The sequence below is a fragment of the Kribbella sp. NPDC049174 genome, assembly GCF_043197365.1.
GTDB lineage: Bacteria > Actinomycetota > Actinomycetes > Propionibacteriales > Kribbellaceae > Kribbella.
Genome location: NZ_JBICSZ010000001.1, coordinates 561,567 through 580,767, shown reverse-complemented (window position 1 = coordinate 580,767; position 19,201 = coordinate 561,567). Strand labels below are relative to the sequence as shown.

Below are 19,201 nucleotides of genomic sequence, written 5' to 3'. Positions count from 1 at the left end.
TCAGCCCACGACTTCGTGCGGTTCGGGCAGCGGGACCAGGTACGTGGCACCCCAGCCGCCACCGGATTCGAGCTGGGAGATCACTTCGTCGGCGATGTCCCAGGTGAGCACCAGCACGACGTCCGGTCGTGCGGCGCGTAGTTCGTCGATCGGCCGGATCGGGACTCCACAGCCACCGGGGATCCGGCGACCGTGCTTGCCGGTGGCCATGTCGACCGTGAACGGCAGCAGGTCCGTGGTGACTTTGCTGAGATCCAGCAGCACCGGCGCCTTCGAAGGAGCGCCGTACCCGAGCACGGTCCGGCCGGCGGCCTTGTGGCGGGCGAGCTCGTCGTGCAGCACTCCGGCCGCATGCCACGCGGCCTCCTGGAAGCTGCCGAGCTGAACCTCGTCGGCGATGCCGGCGGCCTCCTCGTCCTCCAGCACTACGTCGACCGAGGCATCCGGCTTGGCGTCCGCGGTGTGCCGCAGCATGACCATCAGGCTGCCGCCGAACATTTCGACCTGCTTCACCGACTCGACGGTCAGGCCGTGCAGGGCAGCGACGTTCTGCAGCGCGCGAAGCGAGATGTACGACCAGTGGCCGTGCCGGATGGTGTCGAACTGGTTGCCGATGAACAGCGGCAACAGGTGGTGGAACTCCATCACCAGCAGGCCGCCCGGAGCGAGCCGGTCGGCCCGCAGCTTCAGCAGCTCACCGAACGCCGGCTCGTGCACGATGCCGTGGACGTCGACGACCAGGTCGGCCTTCTCGCCGTCACCGGCCAGCTTGCACTCCGCGGCGTACAGGTGCTGCAGCCAGGAACCGCCGTGGTGGCTGGCGAACTCGAACACCACCCCGCCGTTCAGCTCGGGATAGTCGGCCAGGATCTCCTTCACCGACTTCTCCGCGTGCGCGATGCTGGTCGCCGACTCGACCGCCAGCGGCTCTTCCGGCAACTGCGGCTCGACCGGGCCGAGCTGGACCAGCGTGCAGTCACGGCACAGCCACAGCTCGAGCGGCCAGCGCGGATCCGGACCGGGTGACTCGGCGGCCGGGAAGTAGTCGGCACACGGCTGAGCCCCGAGATCCACCACCGGTACGACGTTCTCGCCGGCACACCCACGACATTTGAAGCTCACTGCATCTCCTCCGGTCACCATGTCAACGTCGCCTTGGCCGTGGTGAACGCTTCGGCGTACTGCGCCCGGCACTCCATCCCGCGCAGCCGGGCCAGCCCCGCGAAGACCTCTTCGTCGAACCAGTCGTGCGGAACCTGGGACGGGAAGGCCTTGTGCAGCCGGGCGATCTTCTCCCGCAGCTGCTCCTCGGTCAGGGCGACGTACAGCCACGGCCGGCTGAAGTCGCCGTCCCACTTGGGGATCTCGTAGTGCAGTACCAGGTGGTCGCGCCACACCGTCGGCGCCAGCTCGGCGATCAGCCGGTGGTCCTGGTGCGCGTCGGTACGGCTCGGCGACAGCACCAGGTCAGGACGACGGCTCCCCCGGGCCGTTGCCTCGAGCAACTCCTTGGTCTCGTTCCAGTACGACGGCAGCCGGCCGTCGGGCAGTTCGGCCGAGGTCACAGTCACCTCGCACTCCGGCAGGAACAGCTCCGCGGCGCGGCGGGCCTCCTCGAGCCGGAGCGGACTGCCGGTCGCGATGACGAACTCGGCGGTCAGCTCCGGGACCGACTCGGCCAGCTTGAGCAGCGTGCCGCCGCAGCCGATCTCGATGTCGTCCGGGTGGGCGCCCAGGGCCACCAGGTGGACCGGGCGCTCGATCAGACCGAGCTGGAACGGCAGCATCAGATCGCCACCACCATGGGCGTGTCGTCGCCCGGCAGCTCCGGCGCCTTGTCGAGGACCTGCGCCCGCTGCTCGCGGGCATCGTGGCTCCACAGCGCCCACGGCTTCTTGCCGGAGCGGTACAGCTCCTCGAGCTGGCTGCGCTCCTTCAGGGTGTCCATCGGTGCCCAGAACCCGTGGTGCGGGATCGCCTCCAGCCTGCGCATCGCGGACAGCCGCGGGAACGCGTCGCCGACCAGGTCCTCGTCCTCGTGCAGGACGTCGAAGATCTCCTTCTTCAGCACGAAGTACCCGCCGTTGATCCAGACGTTCAGGTCGGCGGCCGACCGCAGCCCGGTGATCCGGGCGTCGGTGCCGAACTCGACCACGTGGAAGGACGCCTGCGGCGGGACCGCGAGCAGGCTGGCGGTGATGTCACTGGTCATCACGTGGTCGACGATCTTGTCCATCGGGGCGTCGGTCAGCACGTCGCCGTAGTTGGCCAGGAACGCGTCGTCGTCCTCCAGGTACGGCCGGACCCGGCGCAGCCGTTCGCCGATGGAGGTGTCGATCCCGGTGTCGACGAAGGTGATCTTCCACTCGCTGATGTCGGAGTCGAGCAGCTCGATCCGCTGCCCGCCCTTGGTCATCACGAAGTCGTTGGAGACCGTCTCCTCGTAGCGCAGGAAGTACTCCTTGACCGCCGAGCCGCCGAAGCCCAGGCAGAGAATGAACTCGGTGTGCCCGAAGTGCGCGTAGTAGCGCATCACGTGCCACAGGACCGGCCGGTCGCCGATCGTCATCATCGGTTTCGGTGCGGAGTCCACCCCGCTGCGCATCCGCAGCCCGAACCCCCCACAGAAGATCACGACCTTCATTGACTTTCCCTCCCCTGGTCGTGTTCAGATCACTTCGAGGCGCGGGATGGGTACGACGAACTTCGCGCCCCACTCCCGTGCGTAGCCGAGCTGGTGCACGATCTCCTCGCGCAGGTTCCACGGCAGGATGACGATGTAGTCCGGGCGCGTCTCGGCGAGGCGCTCGGGGGCGAAGATCGGGATGTGCGTGCCCGGCAGGAACATGCCGTGCTTGTGCGGGCTCCGGTCCACCGTGTACGGCAGCAGGTCCTCGCGGATACCGCAGTGGTTCAGCAGTGTGTTGCCCTTACCGGGAGCGCCGTACCCGGCGACCGTCTTGCCCGCGCGGGCGGCACTGACCAGGAACGAGACCAGGTCGGCCTTGATCGCGAACACTTCCTGGGCGAACCCGGCGTGCCCCTCGACGGTGTGCAGGCCCGCGTCCTCTTCGTCCTTCAGGACCTTGAGCACCAGCTCGGACGGCTCCCCCGCCGTCTCCACCGGCTGTGACATCAGCCGCAGCGATCCGCCGTGGCTGGCCAGTTCCTGAACGTCGACCACCTTCAGGCCGGCCTTCTCCAGCGCGAGCGCGGCGGTCTTGAGGGTCAGGTACTGGTAGTGCTCGTGGTAGATCGTGTCGTACTGACGACGCTCGATCAGCCGCAGCAGGTGCGGGAACTCCAGCGACACCAGGCCGTCGTCCTTCACCAGTGCGCGCAGGCCCTTGGCGAAGTCGACGATGTCCGGCACGTGCGCGAACACGTTGTTGCCGACGACAAGGTCCGCCTTGCCGTGCCGCGCGGCCGCGTCGGTACCGGTCGCCTCGCCGAGGAAGTAGCTCTCGGTCCGGATGCCCTTCTCGTTGGCGATCGCGGCGATGTTCCCGGCCGGCTCGATGCCGAGCACCGGGATGCCGAGGGCCACCGCGTGCTGCAGCAGGTAGCCGTCGTTGCTGGCCGCCTCGACGATGAGGCTCTCGGCGCCGAGGTCGAGGCGCTCCTGCATGTCGACGACGAACCGGCGGGCGTGCTCCACCCAGCTGGTCGAGTACGACGAGAAGTACAGGTAGTCGCTGAACACGTCGTCGGCCGCGACGTACGCCGGCAGCTGGACCAGCAGGCAGTTGTCACAGATGCGGACGTTCAGCGGGTAGAACGTCTCGCCGCTGTCCAGCTGGTCGGCCCGCAGGTAGCTCTCGCACGGCGGCGACATCCCCAGGTCGACGAAAGTACGGGTCAAAGGCTCGCCACACAGGCGGCAGCCGACTGATTCCCCCATCAGCGCTTCTCCTCGAAAACTGGTGCCCCCGGGCCGGGGAACTGTTCGTCGGTCTGCCGGCGCAGCTGGTCGTCGACCAGCCCCGCCGACAGCAGTTGCTGGATCCGGCGCAGCCGGACGAACTGCGCCGAGTCGAAGTCGGCCTGGGTCAGGCCGTGCCGCTGGTAGGCGGCGGCGAGCTCGTCGACGCCCTTGCGCACCGTCCACTGCAGTTGCAGGTCCGGGAAGGTGTCGTTGAGCTTGCTGAAGTCGACCTTGTAGTTGCGCAGGTCCGGGCCGGCGCCGGCGGCGATCGACAGGGTCGAGCCGGGGACGGCCTCGCGGACCATCTCGGCGATGTCGCGGACCTGGACCACGTCCTCGGACCGGCCGACGTTGAACGCCTGGTCGTGGATCACCTCGCGTGGCGACTCGAGCACCGTCAGGAACGCCCGGCTGATGTCCTCGATGTGCACCAGCGGCCGCCACGGGGTGCCGTCGCTCTCCAGCCGGACCTGGCCGCTCGTCATCGCGATCGCGGTCAGGTTGTTCACCACGATGTCCAGCCGCAGCCGGGTGGAGGCGCCGTACGCGGTCGCGTTGCGTAGGTAGGTGGGGCTGAAGTTGTCATCGGCAAGCTTGGCCAGTTCGGCCTCGGCCAGCGCCTTGGTCTCGCCGTACGGCGTGACCGGGAACATCTCGGCGTCCTCGGTGACCGCTTCGGAGCCGGCCGCGCCGTACAGGCTGCAGGAGGAGGCGAACAGGAACCGCTCGACCCCCGCGTCCTTGGCGGCCTGGGCGACCTTGAGGGTCCCGTCCAGGTTCACCGAATACGTCGCGTCGCGGTTCAGGTGGCCGAGCGGGTCGTTCGACAGCGCGGCCAGACAGACGACGGCGTCGTACCCGGCCAGCTCCGCCGGGCCGACGTCACGCATGTCGCGTGGCGCCCGGGAGCCGATCGGGTCCGGCCCGCCGAGCAGGTCGCACCCCTCGTACAGCCCGGTGTCCAGCCCGTCCACCTGGTGCCCGGCGTCCCGCAGGAACGGCACCATCACCGCACCGATGTACCCGCGATCCCCGGTGACCAGAACTCTCATCCGCCCGCTCCTCCGCTCGGCTCTGTCATCGCTACAACAGATCACCGAGCCGGCCCCCTGATACATCGCCCGCGGATTCGATTCCGGCGAACTCCGGTGTATCAGCGTCGGCTGGTCGCTGCTCCATAGAGGGCTGACAGCAGCAATGGGGCCAGATTCATGAATTTTGGCACGCTCAATTGGGGGGCGTTATGAAGGTTGCGGTATTCGGCCTGGGCTACGTGGGGTCGGTGACGGCGGCATGCCTGGCCGCCAACGGCCACGACGTCTGGGGGGTCGATGTCGACATCGCGAAGGTCGGTCCGATCACCGAGGGGCACAGCCCGGTGGTCGAGCCCGGCCTCGACGAGCTGGTGGCGGAGGGGGTCACCGCGGGCAGACTGCACGCGACCACCGACCCGCGACTGGCGCTGGACGGAGCGGACGTCTCCCTGATCTGTGTGGGAACGCCGTCGACCACGAGCGGCAGCACCGACCTCACCTACATCCGGCGCGCGGTCCGCGACATCGCGGAGGCGGCCGGTGTGGTCGCGCCGCCGGCCTCGGGTTTCCACAGCATCGTCGTCCGGAGCACGGTCCCGCCGGGCACCGTCGACGACGTCGTCGAGCAGGTCCTGGCCGAGATGCCGGACTCCGGCGACTTCACCTTCGGGACGGCGATGTGCCCGGAGTTCCTGCGGGAAGGCTCCGGACTGGCCGACTTCTACGACCCGCCGTTCGTCGTGGTCGGCACCAGGAACCCGAGGGTCGGTACCGCTCTGACCGACCTGTTCAGCTTCCTGCCGGCCGAGGTGCAGGTGGTCGACGTCCGGACCGCGGAGGCGCTCAAGTACGCCTGTAACGCGTTCCACGCGACCAAGGTCTCGTTCGCGAACGAGATGGGGCGGATCTTTCGGTACTACGGGGTGGACTCGCGCGAGGTCATGCGGATCTTCGTCCAGGACACCAGCCTCAACATCTCGCCGTACTACCTGCGCCCGGGCTTCGCGTTCGGCGGCTCCTGCCTGCCGAAGGACCTGCGCTCGGTGCTCCACCTGGCCCGGCTCAACGACACCGACCTGCCGCTGCTGGCCGGCACGCTCACGACCAACGAGCTGACCGTCCGCGACGTCGTCGACCGGGTCGTGGCCGGACCGGGCCGTGAGATCGCGCTGCTCGGCCTGAGCTTCAAGACCGCGACCGACGACCTGCGCGAGAGCCCGAGTGTCGAGCTGGCCGAGCGGCTGATCGGCAAGGGCTACAACCTGCGCATCTACGACGCGATCGTGAACCCGAGCCGCCTGGTCGGCGCCAACCTGCGGCACGTGAAGTCCAAGCTGCCGCACCTGCAACGGGTCCTGACCGACGACCCGATCGAGGCGCTGCGCGGCGCCGACCTGGCGCTGGTCTCGGCCACCGACAGCGGGGCGATCAGCGCCCTGCTCACCACCCCGCCGGCCCGGACCATCGACCTGAGCGGCCGGCTCGGCGCCGAGGTCGAGGCGCTGCCCGGATACGAAGGAGTCGGCTGGTGAGTGGTCCGCGCGTCCTGATCATCATCCAGAACCTGTGGGTCCCGTTCGACCGCCGGGTCTGGCTGGAGTGCCAGGCCCTGGCGTCCTCCGGGTACGACGTGACCGTGGTCTGCCCCAAGGGCCCGAACGATCCGTCGTACCAGGTCCTCGACGGCGTCACCGTGCACAAGTACAAGGCGTACGCCCCCGGCGGCAGCAAGATCGGGTTCGTCGCGGAGTACGTCTACTCGTTCCTGATGACGCTGCGGCTGGTGCTGCGGGCCCGGAAGGCCGGCAAGTTCCAGGTCCTGCAGGCGTGCAACCCGCCGGACATCTTCTGGCCGATCGCGATGCTGCTGCGCCGGCTCGACCGGACCCGGTTCGTGTTCGACCACCACGACCTGTGCCCGGAGCTGTTCCAGTCCCGCTTCGGCGGTACGACGAGTCCGGCGTACAAGGGACTGCGCTGGCTGGAGCGGCGGACGCACCGCACCGCCGACCACGTCATCTCGACCAACGACTCCTACCGTCACATCGCGATCACCCGCAGTGGCAAGGCCAACCACGACGTGACCGTCGTCCGCACCGGGCCCGACCCGGAGAAGCTGCGCCGTGGCGCAGCTGACGACTCGGTCCGGCGCGGCCACCGCTACCTGGTCACCTACATCGGTGTGATGGGTCCGCAGGACGGTGTCGACATCGTGGTCCGGGCGGCGGACGTGGTCGTCAACAAGCTCGGCCGGACCGACATCGCGTTCACGCTGATGGGCGGCGGCGACGCGTTCGACGAGGTCGTCGCGCTGCGGGACGAGCTGGGCCTGGAAGAGCACGTCGAGTTCACCGGCCGGGTGCCGGACGAGACGGTCCGCGCAGTGATGTCGACGGCCGACCTCGGCGTGTCCCCGGACCCGAAGAATCCGCTCAACGACGTCTCCACGATGAACAAGACGATGGAGTACATGGCGTTCGAGCTGCCGGTCGTCGCCTTCGACCTGATCGAGACCAAGGTGTCGGCCGCCGACGCCGCGGTCTACGTGGAGCCGAACGACGTGGAGAAGTACGGCCAGGCCATCGTCGACCTGCTGGACGACGAGGTGCGCCGCCGCCGGATGGCCCGGCTCGGTCGCGAACGGGTCGAGCAGGTGCTCGCCTGGAAGCACCAGCAGAAGGCCTACCTCGAGGTGTACGACCGGCTCACCGGTCACTCCAGCGTGGTCGGCGACTTCCGCCAGGCAGCGGGGTCCTGACGTGTGCGGCATCGCCGGTTGCTACCAGCAGTACGACGGTCTCGCGCTCGCCGAGACGATGAACGACCGGATCGCGCACCGCGGTCCGGACGCCGACGGGGTCTACCGGTTCGAGGACGGTGACATCCGGGCGTACCTGGCCCATCGCCGGCTGTCGATCATCGACCTGTCCTCGGGTGCGGACCAGCCGTTCACCAAGCGCGGCCTGACGATCAGCTACAACGGCGAGCTCTACAACTACAAGGAACTGCGCGCCGAGCTGGCCAGGTCCGGTGTCACCTTCCGGACCAGCTCCGACACCGAGGTGGTGCTGGAGGCCTGGCGTCGCTGGGGTCCGGCGGCGCTGTCGCGGTTCCGCGGCATGTTCGCGTTCGCGATGCTGGACGAGGACAGCGGCAGCCTGTTCCTGGCCCGCGACCCGCTCGGCATCAAGCCGCTGTACTTCCGCCGCCGGCACGGCGGAGTGATCTTCGCGTCCGAGCTGAAGGCACTCGTCGCCGCGATCGGACCCGAGCTGCGGACCGACCCGACCGCGTTGATCGCGTCGATGCTCTACTACTGGCTGCCCGAGCAGCAGTGCGCGATCGACGGTGTGGAGAAGCTGCCGCCGGGTTCGTGGGCCGAGTTCCGGCCGGACGGCAGCAGCCGGCACGAGACGTACTGGCGGGTGACCGAGGTCGCCACCGAGGCGGCCGCCGGGCCGCCCGCCGACCTGCGGACCGTGATCGAGGAATCGGTCGCCGCCCACCTGGTCGCGGACGTAGGGGTGTCGACGTTCCTCAGCGGCGGTCTCGACTCCAGCCTCGTCACGGTGCTGGCCAAGCGGCTCGACCCGGGTATCGACTCGTACACCATCACCTTCCGGGCGCAGGACCAGAAGCTCGAAGCCATGCCGGACGACGCGATCTACGCCCGCAAGGTGGCCCAGCAGTTCGGGATCGACCTGCACGAGATCGAGATCGCCCCGGACGTGGTCGAACTGCTCCCGCGGATCGTCGACATCCTGGACGAGCCGATCGGCGACCCGGCCGCGATCAACACCCTGCTGATGTGCGACGCGGCCCGCGACGCCGGCGTCAAGGTGCTGCTGTCCGGGATGGGTGCCGACGAGTTGTTCGGCGGCTACCGCAAACACCTCGCCTGTGTGATGGGAGCGCAGTACCAGCGGCTTCCCGGCGTACTGCGCAACGGTCTCGTCGGTCCCGCGGTCCGGCGGCTGCCGGTCACCGCGAACGGTCGCGGCCTGCGGTACGCGCGCTGGGCGAAGCGGTTCCTCACCTTCGCGGACCTGCCCGAGGAGACGGCGTTCCGGCGCAGCTACACGATGTACGACGGCGACCAGCTGGCCGGGCTGCTGAGCCCCGACCTGGAGCCCTACGTCGGGAAGCTGCTGTCCGAGCACAGCGACATCTACCACGACACCACGCTCGACGACCACGTGAACCGGATGTGCCTGGCCGACGCGCGGATGTTCCTGCCCGGCCTGAACCTGGCCTACACCGACCGGTCCAGCATGGCCGCGTCGACCGAGGTCCGGACGCCGTTCGTGGACCCGATCGTCGCGCGGGCGGCGTTCTCCATCCCGGGCAGCGAGAAGATCCACCGGCGGCAGGGCAAGCTCGCGCTGAAGAAGGCGGCCGAGGCCTGGTTGCCGAAGGAGATCATCTACCGGCCGAAGGCGTCGTTCAGCGCACCGCTGCGGGCCTGGGTCCGCAACGACCTGCGCGAACTGGTGGACGACGTGCTGCTGCGCGGCGACCTGGTCGGCAGCGGCTTCCTGCAGCAGTCGGCGATCCAGCGCCTGGTCGACGACGAGCGGGCCGGACGCGAGGACTACTCGAAGCAGATCTGGCAGCTGCTGACCCTGGAGACCTGGAGCCGGCACATGCGGTCCCTGGGCGTGACCATCACCTCCCTGTGAAGACTTTTCTCTCCGAAGGACTGGCATGAAACAGGTTGCACAGAACTACAAGTCCGGTGAGCTCGCGGTTCTCGACGTACCGGCGCCGAGCTGCGCGCCCGGTGGGGTGCTGGTCCGCTCGCTCTACTCGCTGATCTCGACCGGGACCGAGCTGATGAAGGTCGGCGAGGCCAAGCTGTCCATGCTCGGCAAGGCGCGGGCCCGGCCGGACCAGGTGAAGAAGGTCCTGGACTCGGTCGCCCAGCAGGGTGCGCTCAACACCTACAAGAAGGTGATGAACAAGCTCGACTCGTACACGCCGCTGGGCTACTCGCTGTGCGGTGTGGTGGTCGAGGTCGGTGCCGGTGCCGAGGAGTTCAGCGTCGGCCAGCTGGTCGCGGCCGCGGGCAACGAGTTCGCGCTGCACGCCGAGTACAACTGGGTTCCGGTCAACCTGTGCGTTCCGGTCCCGGACGGCGTACCACCGGAGCAGGCCGCGTTCTCGACGGTCGGGGCGATCGCGATGCACGGCGTCCGGCAGTCGGAGGTGCAGCTCGGCGACACCGCGGTGGTGATCGGGCTCGGTCTGGTCGGTCAGCTCGTGGTCCGGCTGCTGGTCGCGGCCGGGGTCCGGGTGTTCGGGATCGACACGGTCGAGGACCGGTGCCGGATGGCGGAGAAGGCGGGCGCGCTGCACTGCTCGTCGGCCGATGAGGCGGGGATCGCCGTCCTGGAGCGGTCGTTGCTGGAGGCGTCGAACGGCCTGGGCGCGGACCACATCCTGCTCGCCGCCGGCGGTCACTCGAACGGACCGGTCGAGACCGCGGCCCGGCTGGCGCGCGATCGCGCCCGGGTCGTCGACATCGGCAAGACCAAACTCGACCTGCCGTGGAACGCCTACTACGACAAGGAACTGGACGTCCGGTTCTCCCGCTCCTACGGCCCCGGCCGGTACGACGACCGCTATGAGCTCGAGGGGATCGACTACCCGGCCGGCTACATCCGCTGGACCGAACGCCGCAACCTGGCCTGCTTCATCGACCTGATCGCCCGCGAACAGATCGACGTCGGGTCGCTGGTAGCCCGAGTCTTCCCGATCGCCGACGCCACCGAGGTCTACCAGCAGTTGTCGTCCGGCGCGCTCCCGGGCGTGGGCTTCCTCTTCGAGTACCCGGATATTCCGGTCGAGGAGAAGAAGGAAACGACGAGGGTTGCAAGCCCGGCCCAAAGCACTGCGGGTGCGGCGCGACTCGGATTCATCGGTGCGGGTAACTACGCGTCCTCCATGCTCCTGCCGCATCTTCAAGGGAATGAAGATGCGGTCCTGGCGCATGTCGCGACGAACAAGTCGTTGTCGGCGGCGAACGCACAGCGACGGTTCGGTTTCGAGCAGATCTCGACTGAAGCGAATGCCGTACTCTCCGACGAGTCCCTCGATGCGATCTTCGTCGTGACCCGGCACAGCACGCACGCTGAGCTCGCCTGCCGAGCGCTCGAGACCGGCAAGGCGGTCTTCGTCGAGAAGCCGCTCGCGCTGACCGACGAGGACCTCGACCGGATCGTCGCCACCGCGGATGCGACCGGCAACGATCGGCTGATGGTCGGGTTCAACCGCCGCTTCGCGCCTCTGCTGAACGATCTGCGCGACCGCTTCGGCACACCCGGCGGCGGCTCCTCGTTGCGCTACCTGGTGAACGCCGGCCGGCTGGATCCGTCCAGCTGGTACCTCGACCAGGACAAGGAAGGCAGCCGGTTCGCCGGCGAGGGCGGCCACTTCATCGACACCCTGAGCTGGTGGCTGAACAGCCCGCCCACCGAGGTGTACGCCGTACCCGGACCGGATGCCGGCGACGTGATCGTCAGCCTGCGGTTCGCGAACGGCTCGGTCGGCACGATCAGCTATGTCGGCGGCGGCAACTCGCGGTTCCCGAAGGAGACGCTGGACATCACCGGCGGCGGCCGCAACGGCCGGCTGGACAACTTCCAGAGCGCGTCGGTGTGGGCAGGCCGGAAGCCGTCGACCCGCAAGGCGCGCGGCACCGACAAGGGTCAGCGGGTCGAGCTGGAGCGGTTCGTCGCGGCGGTGAAGTCCGGCGGCCCGATGCCGATCCCATTCGATTCGCTGATCGCCACCACCCGCGCAACGATCGCCGTGGACAACAGCCTGGCCAGCGGCAAACCGGAGAATGTATGAGTCGCCAGCCCTTGGGCTGGTACGTCCGTCGCGTGCGCCGGATGTCCCCCACCGAGCTGGTCTGGCGCACACGCGACCACGTACGACGTACTGCCTGGGCCTACCAGCAGGTCCGGCCCGGGCAGGACGCGACGACTCAGCTGCCGTTGCGCAAGGAGCTGACCTTCCCGGCGACACTGCCTGCGCATGCGGCGGACGCCGTACCGGAGGAAGCACGTAAAGCGGTGGTCGCGACCGCCGACGCGATCCTGGCCGGGAAGCTGGAGGTGCTCGGCGTCGACCGGACCGATCTGAAGTCGCCGGACTGGTTCCGCGACCCGATCACCGGCCGGCGGTCGGACCCGGCCGAGTACACGTTCAAGCTGAACCATCGCAACGAGGACCTGGTCGGGAACGTCAAGCAGGTCTGGGAGTTGTCCCGGCACCACCACCTGACCCTGCTGGCCGCGGCCTGGTACCTGACCCACGACGACACGTACGCCGAGCGCGTCGCCGACCACCTGAACGACTGGTGGCGGTCGAACCCGTTCCTGTCCGGTGTCCACTGGGCCAGCGGCATCGAGATCGGGATCCGGCTGATCAGCTGGACCTGGATCCGGCGACTGCTCGACGACTGGCCCGAGGTCACCGACCTCTTCGAGCACAACGAGTCGGCGCTGCGGCAGCTCTACTGGCATCAGCGCTACCTGGCCGCCTTCCAGAGCCATGGTTCGTCGGCGAACAACCACGTGATCGCGGAGGCGGCCGGCCAGTTGGTGGGCGCCTGCGCGTTCCCCTGGTTCTCCCAGAGCGACAAATGGCGTTCGGACGCGGCCGCGCTGCTGGAGCGGGAGTTGGACGCCAACACGTTCCCATCCGGTGTCAACCGTGAGCTCGCGTCCGACTATCACCGCTTCGTCTCCGAGCTCGGCCTGTACGCCGCTCTGGAAGCGGACAACGCCGGTCATCCGCTGAGCCAGCAGACCTGGTCACTGCTGACGCGCACGTTCGACGTCGCCGCGGCGATTGTCGACGAGACCTTGCGGCCGCCACGTCAGGGCGACGACGACGAAGGCATGGTGCTCGTCCTCGATCCACCCGATGTGCACAGCTGGTCGGCGTTCCTGTCGCTCGGCGCTGCCACGCTCGGCAGCCCGTCGTGGTGGCCGGCGAGTCCGTTGACGGCGACCGCAGTACTGGCCGGAAGTCTGATCAGTGGCACCCAGCCGCATCGCCCGGCAGAGCGTCCGGACCACTTCGCCGACGCCGGGATCACGATCCTGCGCAGTCGCACCAGTGTCGACCGAGGTGGCGGCCCGGAGATCTGGTGCCGCGCCGATGCCGGACCGCACGGGTTCCTGTCGATCGCGGCCCATGCCCACTGCGACGCGCTCTCTCTCGAGGTCCGGGTCGGCGGCGTCGACATCCTGGCCGATCCGGGCACGTACTGCTACCACGGCGAGGAGGAGTGGCGGAACTACTTCCGCTCCACCATCGCTCACAACACCGTCGAGGTCGCCGGAGCCGAGCAGTCCGTCTGGGGCGGCCCGTTCCTGTGGCTGCGCGGCGCAACCGGACGCGTACGGCGTTATGCGGCTGATGGTGACGTGGTCACCTGGGACGCCGAGCACGACGGCTACCAGTCCGGCGACGTACCGATCACTCACCGGCGGACCGCCGTACTGGATGACGGCGTACTGCGGGTCGAGGATCAGCTGGACGGCACGGCCGACGTACGGATCGCGTGGCATCTCGGGCCGGAGGTGACGGTCGAGCTGGACGGCGCGGCCGGTCGGCTGCAGTGGCCGAACGGGTCCGCGGTCGTCGAGTTGCCGGCCGGACTGAGCTGGACCGCGCACCAGGGTGGCGACGATCCGTTGCTGGGCTGGTACTCACCGCGATTCGGGCGGAAGGTGCCGATTACGACACTGGTCGGGTCCGGTGTGCTCGGCCCGGACTCCGCTGCGGTCAGCAGGTTTCAATTCCGGTCCTGACCGGAGGTTGCTGTATCAGTGCCGGTTCCCGCCCCTCTATTACTCCGAACCGATCGTGACGTTCGACCTGGAGGGGCCTGTGAGCGAGCGCAGCGAGGTGGGGACGTGAGCGCGCAACAGCTCGACGTCAAGAAGTCCTGGCGGGCCATTCGGCGCTACCGCCTCATCGTGGCCGCCGTGGCCGCTGTCGGCCTGCTCGGCGGGGTGGGCTACGGCCTGCTGGTACCGCCGCTGCACACGGCCACGTCACTCGTCGTCCTGCCACCGCCACCCGCGGCCGACCAGGAGAAGGCGGAAGGCACGCAGAGCATCGAGACCCAGGTCTTCATCGCCGAGAGCGAGCCGGTGCTCAAGAGCGCCGGCCAGAACCTGTCTCCGGCGCTGTCCACCAAGGTGGTGCGTGACCGGGTCAAGGTGACGGCGGTGACCACGGACGTCATCAAGATCGACGCCAAGGGCACGACCGCGGCGCAGTCGATGCGACTGGCGAACGCGGTCGCCGAGGTCTACCTGGTCTTCATCACCACCGACCAGGTACTGCCCGGCGACCTGGGAAAGAAGACGGGGGCACGGGTGCTGGAGCAGGCAACGACCGCACGGGACGGGAACCTGGCGGTTCATCTGGGGATCTGGGGGCTGCTCGGTGCGCTGATCGGCGCCGTCGCGGGCTCGATCGGCGTACTCGCCAAGGCACGTGGTGACCGGCGGCTCCGGCTGCGGGACGAGATCGCCGACGCGGTCGGCCTGCCGGTGCTCGCATCGGTCTCGTCGTACCGGGCGACCGACGTGTCCGACTGGACCTATTTGCTGGAGCATTACGCACCGACCGCGGTCGAGGCCTGGAGCCTGCGCAAGACGCTGCACCACCTCGGCCTGGACGTGAAGGGCGGAAGTACTCCGCTCTCGCTGACGGTCATCTCGTTCGCCGGCGACGACAAGGCGCTGCCACTCGGTCCGCAACTGGCCGCGCTCGCCACCTCGATCGGCATCTCCACCTCGATCGTGGTCGACACGCACCAGGAGCCGCCCGGGAAGGTTGCCCTGGACATCCATCTGGTCGTGGTCGACCGGGACGCGCCGCACCTGGCCGGCACCACCCGGACCACTCACACGATCGTCGCGCTGTCGGCCGGCATGGTCACGGCCGAGGAACTGGCCCGGCTGGCCGTCGCGGCCGCGGCCGACGACCGCAGCATCGACGGTCTGGTCGTCACCGATCCCGATCCGTCCGATCGCACCATCGGGCGTGTCTCCCAGTCCAACCGCCGCTCCGGCTCGCGGCTGCCCACCCTCCTCACCGGTACCACCGCGAGGAGGACCAAATGAGCAACCAGCCGTACAACGAGCCTGTCGCCACGGACCCCGGCTGGACCGACGACGACGGTCTGTTCGTCAACGAACCGTCGACCGCCTTCCCGCCGGACAGCCTGGTCACCTTCCGCTTCCTCCGCGACGCCGTCCGCCGGCACCTGCTCATCTGGCTGGTGCTCGCGATCGTCGGACTGCTCGGCGGGATCGCGTCGACCTACGTCCTGCCACAGCCGCACGTGTCCTCGACCCGGCTGCTGCTGACGCACAAGGACGGTGAGGACCCGGCCAAGGCGATGGCCACGGACGTGAGTCTGGCGACGACACACACGGTCGCGCAGCGGGTGATCGACCTGCTCAAGCTGCCCGAGACTCCCGACGACCTGATGAAGCGCTACACCGCCACTCCCCTGACCGACCGGGTCCTCGAGGTCAAGGTCCAGGCCGAGACGTCCGACCTGGCCACCAGGCAGGCGACAGTCGTGGCGCAGGTGTACCTGATCTTCCGCAAGGAGCAGATCGCGCTGCAGGACGTCCCGCTGCGGCGCGATCTCACCGCGGCAGAGACCGGCCTGTCCACCGCCGAGGCGGCGGTGCGGGCCGCGGGTGACGATCCGGACGAGCTGAAGCGACCGACGAGCGCGGAGGCGATCCGGCTCGGCGTCGCCCGCGACCGGGTGCAGTACGTCCGGCAGCAGATGCTCGACCAGGAGGTCCAGGCCTCCCGGATGAACAGCAGCCGGATCCTCGACCTGGCCGCACCGGTCCCGATCTCGGCCAAGCGGACGCTGGCGATCAACGCCGGCACCGGTCTGATCGCCGGCCTGTTCCTCGGCCTCGTCTTCGTGATCGTCCGGGCGCTGATCTCCGACCGGCTGTGGAAGCGGCAGGACATCGCCCGGGCCCTGGGCGCGCGCGTCCGGCTGAGCACGGAGCGCCCGCCCCGCTGGCGGTTGCTGCCGTACCCCCGGTACCTGCGCCCGTCCCAGCGCCGACTGCCGGAGATCCAGCTGATGGTGCAGCACCTCGCCCAGCGCATCTTCTGGGGTGAGCGGCCCACGCCGTCCATCGCGGTGGTCAGCGTCGACGACGTCCGGACGTCTGCCCTGGTGGTGGCGTCACTGGCGGTCTCGATGGCCGAGGAGGGCAAGCACGTCCTGGTCGCCGACCTGAGCGGAACCGGCACGCTCGCGGCGATGCTCGGGGTGAAGGCGCCGGGCACCCACGAGTCGCGGTTCAGCGAGCCGCGCCGTCGCATCGACGTCCACTTCCCCGACCCGCACGGCGCTCCGGCGCAGGGCAGCTATCTGCTCCTGACCGAGAACAGCCGGCCGTCGAGCTCCGGCGACCTCGCCCTCGACGCCGCCTGGGAGGTCGCCGACCTGGTGCTCACCCTGGCCACGCTGACACCGGAGCTGGGCGCCGACCACCTGGGCACCTGGAGCTCGCACGCCGCCGTCGTGGTGACCGCGGGCCGCTCGACCACCAACAAGATCAACGCCACCGGCGAGATGCTGCGGCTGGCCGGACTCGAGATCGACACCGCCGTGGTGCTGCGTCCGGACCGCACCGACGAGAGCGTCGGCGTCGCCGAGGCCTCGGCCGGTCCGGACCGCACCGTGGACGTCGAGATGTTCGGCCGGTGAGATGAGCACTGGGCTGAGCGAGCGACTGACGAACCGGATCGGCATCCGCCCGACCCGGCGCGTCGTCGCGCCCGAGGTTCGCCGGCGCCGCCGCGTCCAGCTGGTCTGGGCACTGCTGGTGCTGAACGTGATGACGTTCTTCCCCGGCTCCCCGCACCTGCTCCCGATCCCCGGCATGGTCGGCAAGCTCATCGCGCAGGCGTCGCTGGTGGGTGCGCTGATGCTGGTCCTGACCGTCAACCGGCCGGTCCGGGTCCGGCCCAGTGTCTACATCTTCCTGCTCGTCGTGCTGGCGTCGGAGGCGCTGCTGGCCAGCGTCCGGGCGGAGTTCCTGTTCGGCGCCCTGTTCCGGGCCGGCCGCCTGTTCACGTTCGCGATGGTGCTGTGGCTGCTGACACCGTGGTGGGTCCGGCGTGACCTGCTGCTGGTGCGGACCCATCTGATCGTGCTGTGGTTCATCCTCGGGTCGGTCGTCATCGGACTGCTGGTCGCACCCGGCGTCGCGATGACCGAGGAGCGGCTGAACGGCATCCTCTGGCCGATCCCGCCGACCCAGGTCGGGCACTACGCGGCCGTCGCGGCCGGCCTGACGATCGTGCTGTGGCTGTCCGGGCTGCTCCGGCGCAGTGTCGCGCTGGTCAGCGTGGTGGTGGCCATCCCGGTGCTGTTGCTGACCCACACCCGGACCGCGCTGATCGCGATGCTGGCCGGCGTACTGATCGCTGGGCTGAGCCTGTTCACCGCGCGTACCCGGGCCCGCAGGTTCCTCGCGATCGGCGTAGGCGTCTTCACCATCGGAGCACTCACCCTCGGCTCGGTGGTGGCCACCTGGCTGGCCCGTGGGCAGGACTCCGAGGAGGTAACCGCGCTGACCGGCCGCCGGGCGGTCTGGGACTCGATTCTGGCCACACCACGCTCCACCTTCGAGCAGCTGTTCGGCTTCGGACTGTCCAACAAGTCGTTCAACGGCCTGCCGATCGACAGCAACTGGCTCGGCACGTACTACGACGTGGGCCTGGTCGGAGTCGCGATCACCATCATGCTCGTCCTGTTCGTCCTGACCGCCGCGTGGTTCCGGCCGCAGGGTCCGCACCGCGCCCTCGCGCTCTTCCTGGTCGCGTACTGCGTGGTCGCGTCCTTCACCGAGAGCGGGCTGAGCGAGGCGTCGCCGTACCTCCTCGAACTCACGCTGGCCGCGTCGCTGGTGTACAACTTGAACACCCGTGAGGGAGCGCGATGAAGATCCTGCTGGTGCACAACAGGTACCGCTCGACCGCGCCCAGTGGTGAGAACCGGGTGGTCGACCAGGAGAGCTCGGCGCTGGCCGCACTCGGGCACGAGGTCCGCCACTTCGAGCGGTTCAGCGACGAGATCGAGGACTGGCCGGCCTGGAAGAAGACCACGCTGCCGGCCCGGGTCGTCTGGAACCCGACGAGCAAGCGCGACCTCGCCGCCGAGCTGGCCGAGTTCCGTCCTGACGTCGTACACATCCACAACACGTTCCCGCTGCTGAGCCCCTCTGTGCTCTACGCCTGCCGCGACGCCGGCGTGCCGGTCGTGATCACGCTGCACAACTACAAGCTGCTGTGCGCCAGTGGTGACTTCTTCCGCGACGGTGCGGTCTGTCACGACTGTGCCGGCGGCAACCCCATCCCCGGGGTGCGGCACGGTTGCTACCGCGGCTCCAAGCTGGCGACCGCGACGACCGTCCTTAACACGCGCGGCCACCGACGGACCTGGCGCAACCTCGTCTCGGCGTACGTGTTCATCTCCGCGTCCCAGCGCAGGCTGCTGGCCGGGATGGACTTCGACCCGCACCGCTCGTTCGTCAAGCACAACCTCGTCCCGTACGACGGACCACTCGGCGGACCGCGGGAGCGGCAGGTGAGCTACGTCGGACGCCTGGACGCGGCCAAGGGCGCACCCCTGCTGATGAAGGGCTGGGACGCGTACCGGGCGATCGCCGGGGACGACTCGCTGCGGCTCGTCATCGCCGGTGGCGGCCCGCTGCTGGACGAGGTGACCGCCTGGGCGGCCGAGCGGCCGTCGGTCGAGCTCCGCGGCCTGATGAGCAAGCAGGAGGTCTTCGAGCTGATCAGCCGGTCCCGGGCCGTCGTCCTGCCGTCGGAGTGGGAGGAGACGTTCGGTCTGGTCGTGGTCGAGGCGATGGCGGTCGGCGTACCGCTGCTCGCGTCCGGTCACGGCTCGTTCCCGGACCTGATCGAGGACGGGGTCGACAGCATGCTGTTCGAGCCCGGACGGCCGGACGCCCTGGCCAAGCTGCTGCTCGACGTCGACACCGCGCCGGACCGGTACGAGGAACTCGGCCGCCGGGCCCGGAAGACCTACGAGGAGAAGCACCAGCCGCACCACAGCCTCGAGCAACTCCTCGACATCTACCGCTTCGCCATCCGCCACCCGGCCTTCGCCCACCGCTGAGGTCCGAGACCAGTGCCCCCTGAA

14 protein-coding genes are annotated in these 19,201 nt (G+C 69.0%); 9 read left to right on the top strand and 5 right to left on the bottom strand.

The window, feature by feature from the left end:
• Genes ACGFIF_RS02720 through ACGFIF_RS02700 form a run of 5 tightly spaced genes read right to left on the bottom strand, consistent with a single transcriptional unit; the run spans position 1 to position 4,977 of the window.
• On the bottom strand, positions 1-1,122 hold the full coding sequence (locus ACGFIF_RS02720) for a class I SAM-dependent methyltransferase (RefSeq protein WP_393150659.1): 1,122 nt from the start codon (positions 1,120-1,122) through the stop codon (positions 1-3).
• A 14-nt stretch (positions 1,123-1,136) separates the two neighbouring features.
• The gene (locus ACGFIF_RS02715) at positions 1,137-1,787 is read right to left on the bottom strand and encodes a PIG-L deacetylase family protein (RefSeq protein WP_393150657.1); all 651 of its coding nucleotides are present in this window, start codon (positions 1,785-1,787) and stop codon (positions 1,137-1,139) included.
• Complete coding sequence (locus ACGFIF_RS02710; RefSeq protein ID WP_393150655.1) at positions 1,787-2,644, bottom strand: glucose-1-phosphate cytidylyltransferase; 858 nt, start codon at positions 2,642-2,644, stop codon at positions 1,787-1,789. The genes ACGFIF_RS02715 and ACGFIF_RS02710 overlap by 1 nt, the downstream gene beginning before the upstream one ends.
• A 24-nt stretch (positions 2,645-2,668) precedes the next feature.
• Positions 2,669-3,901, bottom strand: coding sequence for a class I SAM-dependent methyltransferase (locus ACGFIF_RS02705; protein WP_393150653.1), 1,233 nt, complete (start codon positions 3,899-3,901; stop codon positions 2,669-2,671).
• Positions 3,901-4,977: an NAD-dependent epimerase/dehydratase family protein gene (locus ACGFIF_RS02700; protein ID WP_393150651.1), complete on the bottom strand. Its 1,077-nt coding sequence runs from the start codon at positions 4,975-4,977 to the stop codon at positions 3,901-3,903. The genes ACGFIF_RS02705 and ACGFIF_RS02700 overlap by 1 nt, the downstream gene beginning before the upstream one ends.
• Positions 4,978-5,168: 191 nt before the next feature.
• Here ACGFIF_RS02700 and ACGFIF_RS02695 point away from each other — a divergent pair, with 191 nt between their 5' ends.
• From ACGFIF_RS02695 to ACGFIF_RS02655, 9 genes are all read left to right on the top strand, one after another.
• The gene (locus tag ACGFIF_RS02695) at positions 5,169-6,491 is read left to right on the top strand and encodes a UDP-glucose dehydrogenase family protein (protein ID WP_393150649.1); all 1,323 of its coding nucleotides are present in this window, start codon (positions 5,169-5,171) and stop codon (positions 6,489-6,491) included.
• Positions 6,488-7,717, top strand: coding sequence for a glycosyltransferase family 4 protein (locus ACGFIF_RS02690; protein ID WP_393150647.1), 1,230 nt, complete (start codon positions 6,488-6,490; stop codon positions 7,715-7,717). Before ACGFIF_RS02695 ends, ACGFIF_RS02690 begins: the two co-directional genes overlap by 4 nt.
• A 1-nt stretch (position 7,718) precedes the next feature.
• Positions 7,719-9,638 carry an asparagine synthase (glutamine-hydrolyzing) gene (gene asnB, locus ACGFIF_RS02685; protein WP_393150645.1) on the top strand — a complete coding sequence of 640 codons (1,920 nt, stop codon included), beginning with the start codon at positions 7,719-7,721 and terminating at the stop codon, positions 9,636-9,638.
• A 25-nt stretch (positions 9,639-9,663) separates the two neighbouring features.
• Positions 9,664-11,811: a bi-domain-containing oxidoreductase gene (locus ACGFIF_RS02680; RefSeq protein ID WP_393150643.1), complete on the top strand. Its 2,148-nt coding sequence runs from the start codon at positions 9,664-9,666 to the stop codon at positions 11,809-11,811.
• The gene (locus ACGFIF_RS02675; protein WP_393150641.1) at positions 11,808-13,784 is read left to right on the top strand and encodes an alginate lyase family protein; all 1,977 of its coding nucleotides are present in this window, start codon (positions 11,808-11,810) and stop codon (positions 13,782-13,784) included. Before ACGFIF_RS02680 ends, ACGFIF_RS02675 begins: the two co-directional genes overlap by 4 nt.
• Positions 13,785-13,889: 105 nt before the next feature.
• Positions 13,890-15,110 carry a Wzz/FepE/Etk N-terminal domain-containing protein gene (locus ACGFIF_RS02670; RefSeq protein WP_393150639.1) on the top strand — a complete coding sequence of 407 codons (1,221 nt, stop codon included), beginning with the start codon at positions 13,890-13,892 and terminating at the stop codon, positions 15,108-15,110.
• Positions 15,107-16,738, top strand: a complete 1,632-nt coding sequence (locus tag ACGFIF_RS02665; RefSeq protein WP_393150637.1) for a YveK family protein — start codon at positions 15,107-15,109, stop codon at positions 16,736-16,738. The genes ACGFIF_RS02670 and ACGFIF_RS02665 overlap by 4 nt, the downstream gene beginning before the upstream one ends.
• Before the next feature lies 1 nt (position 16,739).
• Positions 16,740-17,978, top strand: a complete 1,239-nt coding sequence (locus tag ACGFIF_RS02660; RefSeq protein WP_393150635.1) for an O-antigen ligase family protein — start codon at positions 16,740-16,742, stop codon at positions 17,976-17,978.
• On the top strand, positions 17,975-19,177 hold the full coding sequence (locus ACGFIF_RS02655; RefSeq protein WP_393150633.1) for a glycosyltransferase: 1,203 nt from the start codon (positions 17,975-17,977) through the stop codon (positions 19,175-19,177). The genes ACGFIF_RS02660 and ACGFIF_RS02655 overlap by 4 nt, the downstream gene beginning before the upstream one ends.
• Positions 19,178-19,201: the final 24 nt, after the last annotated feature.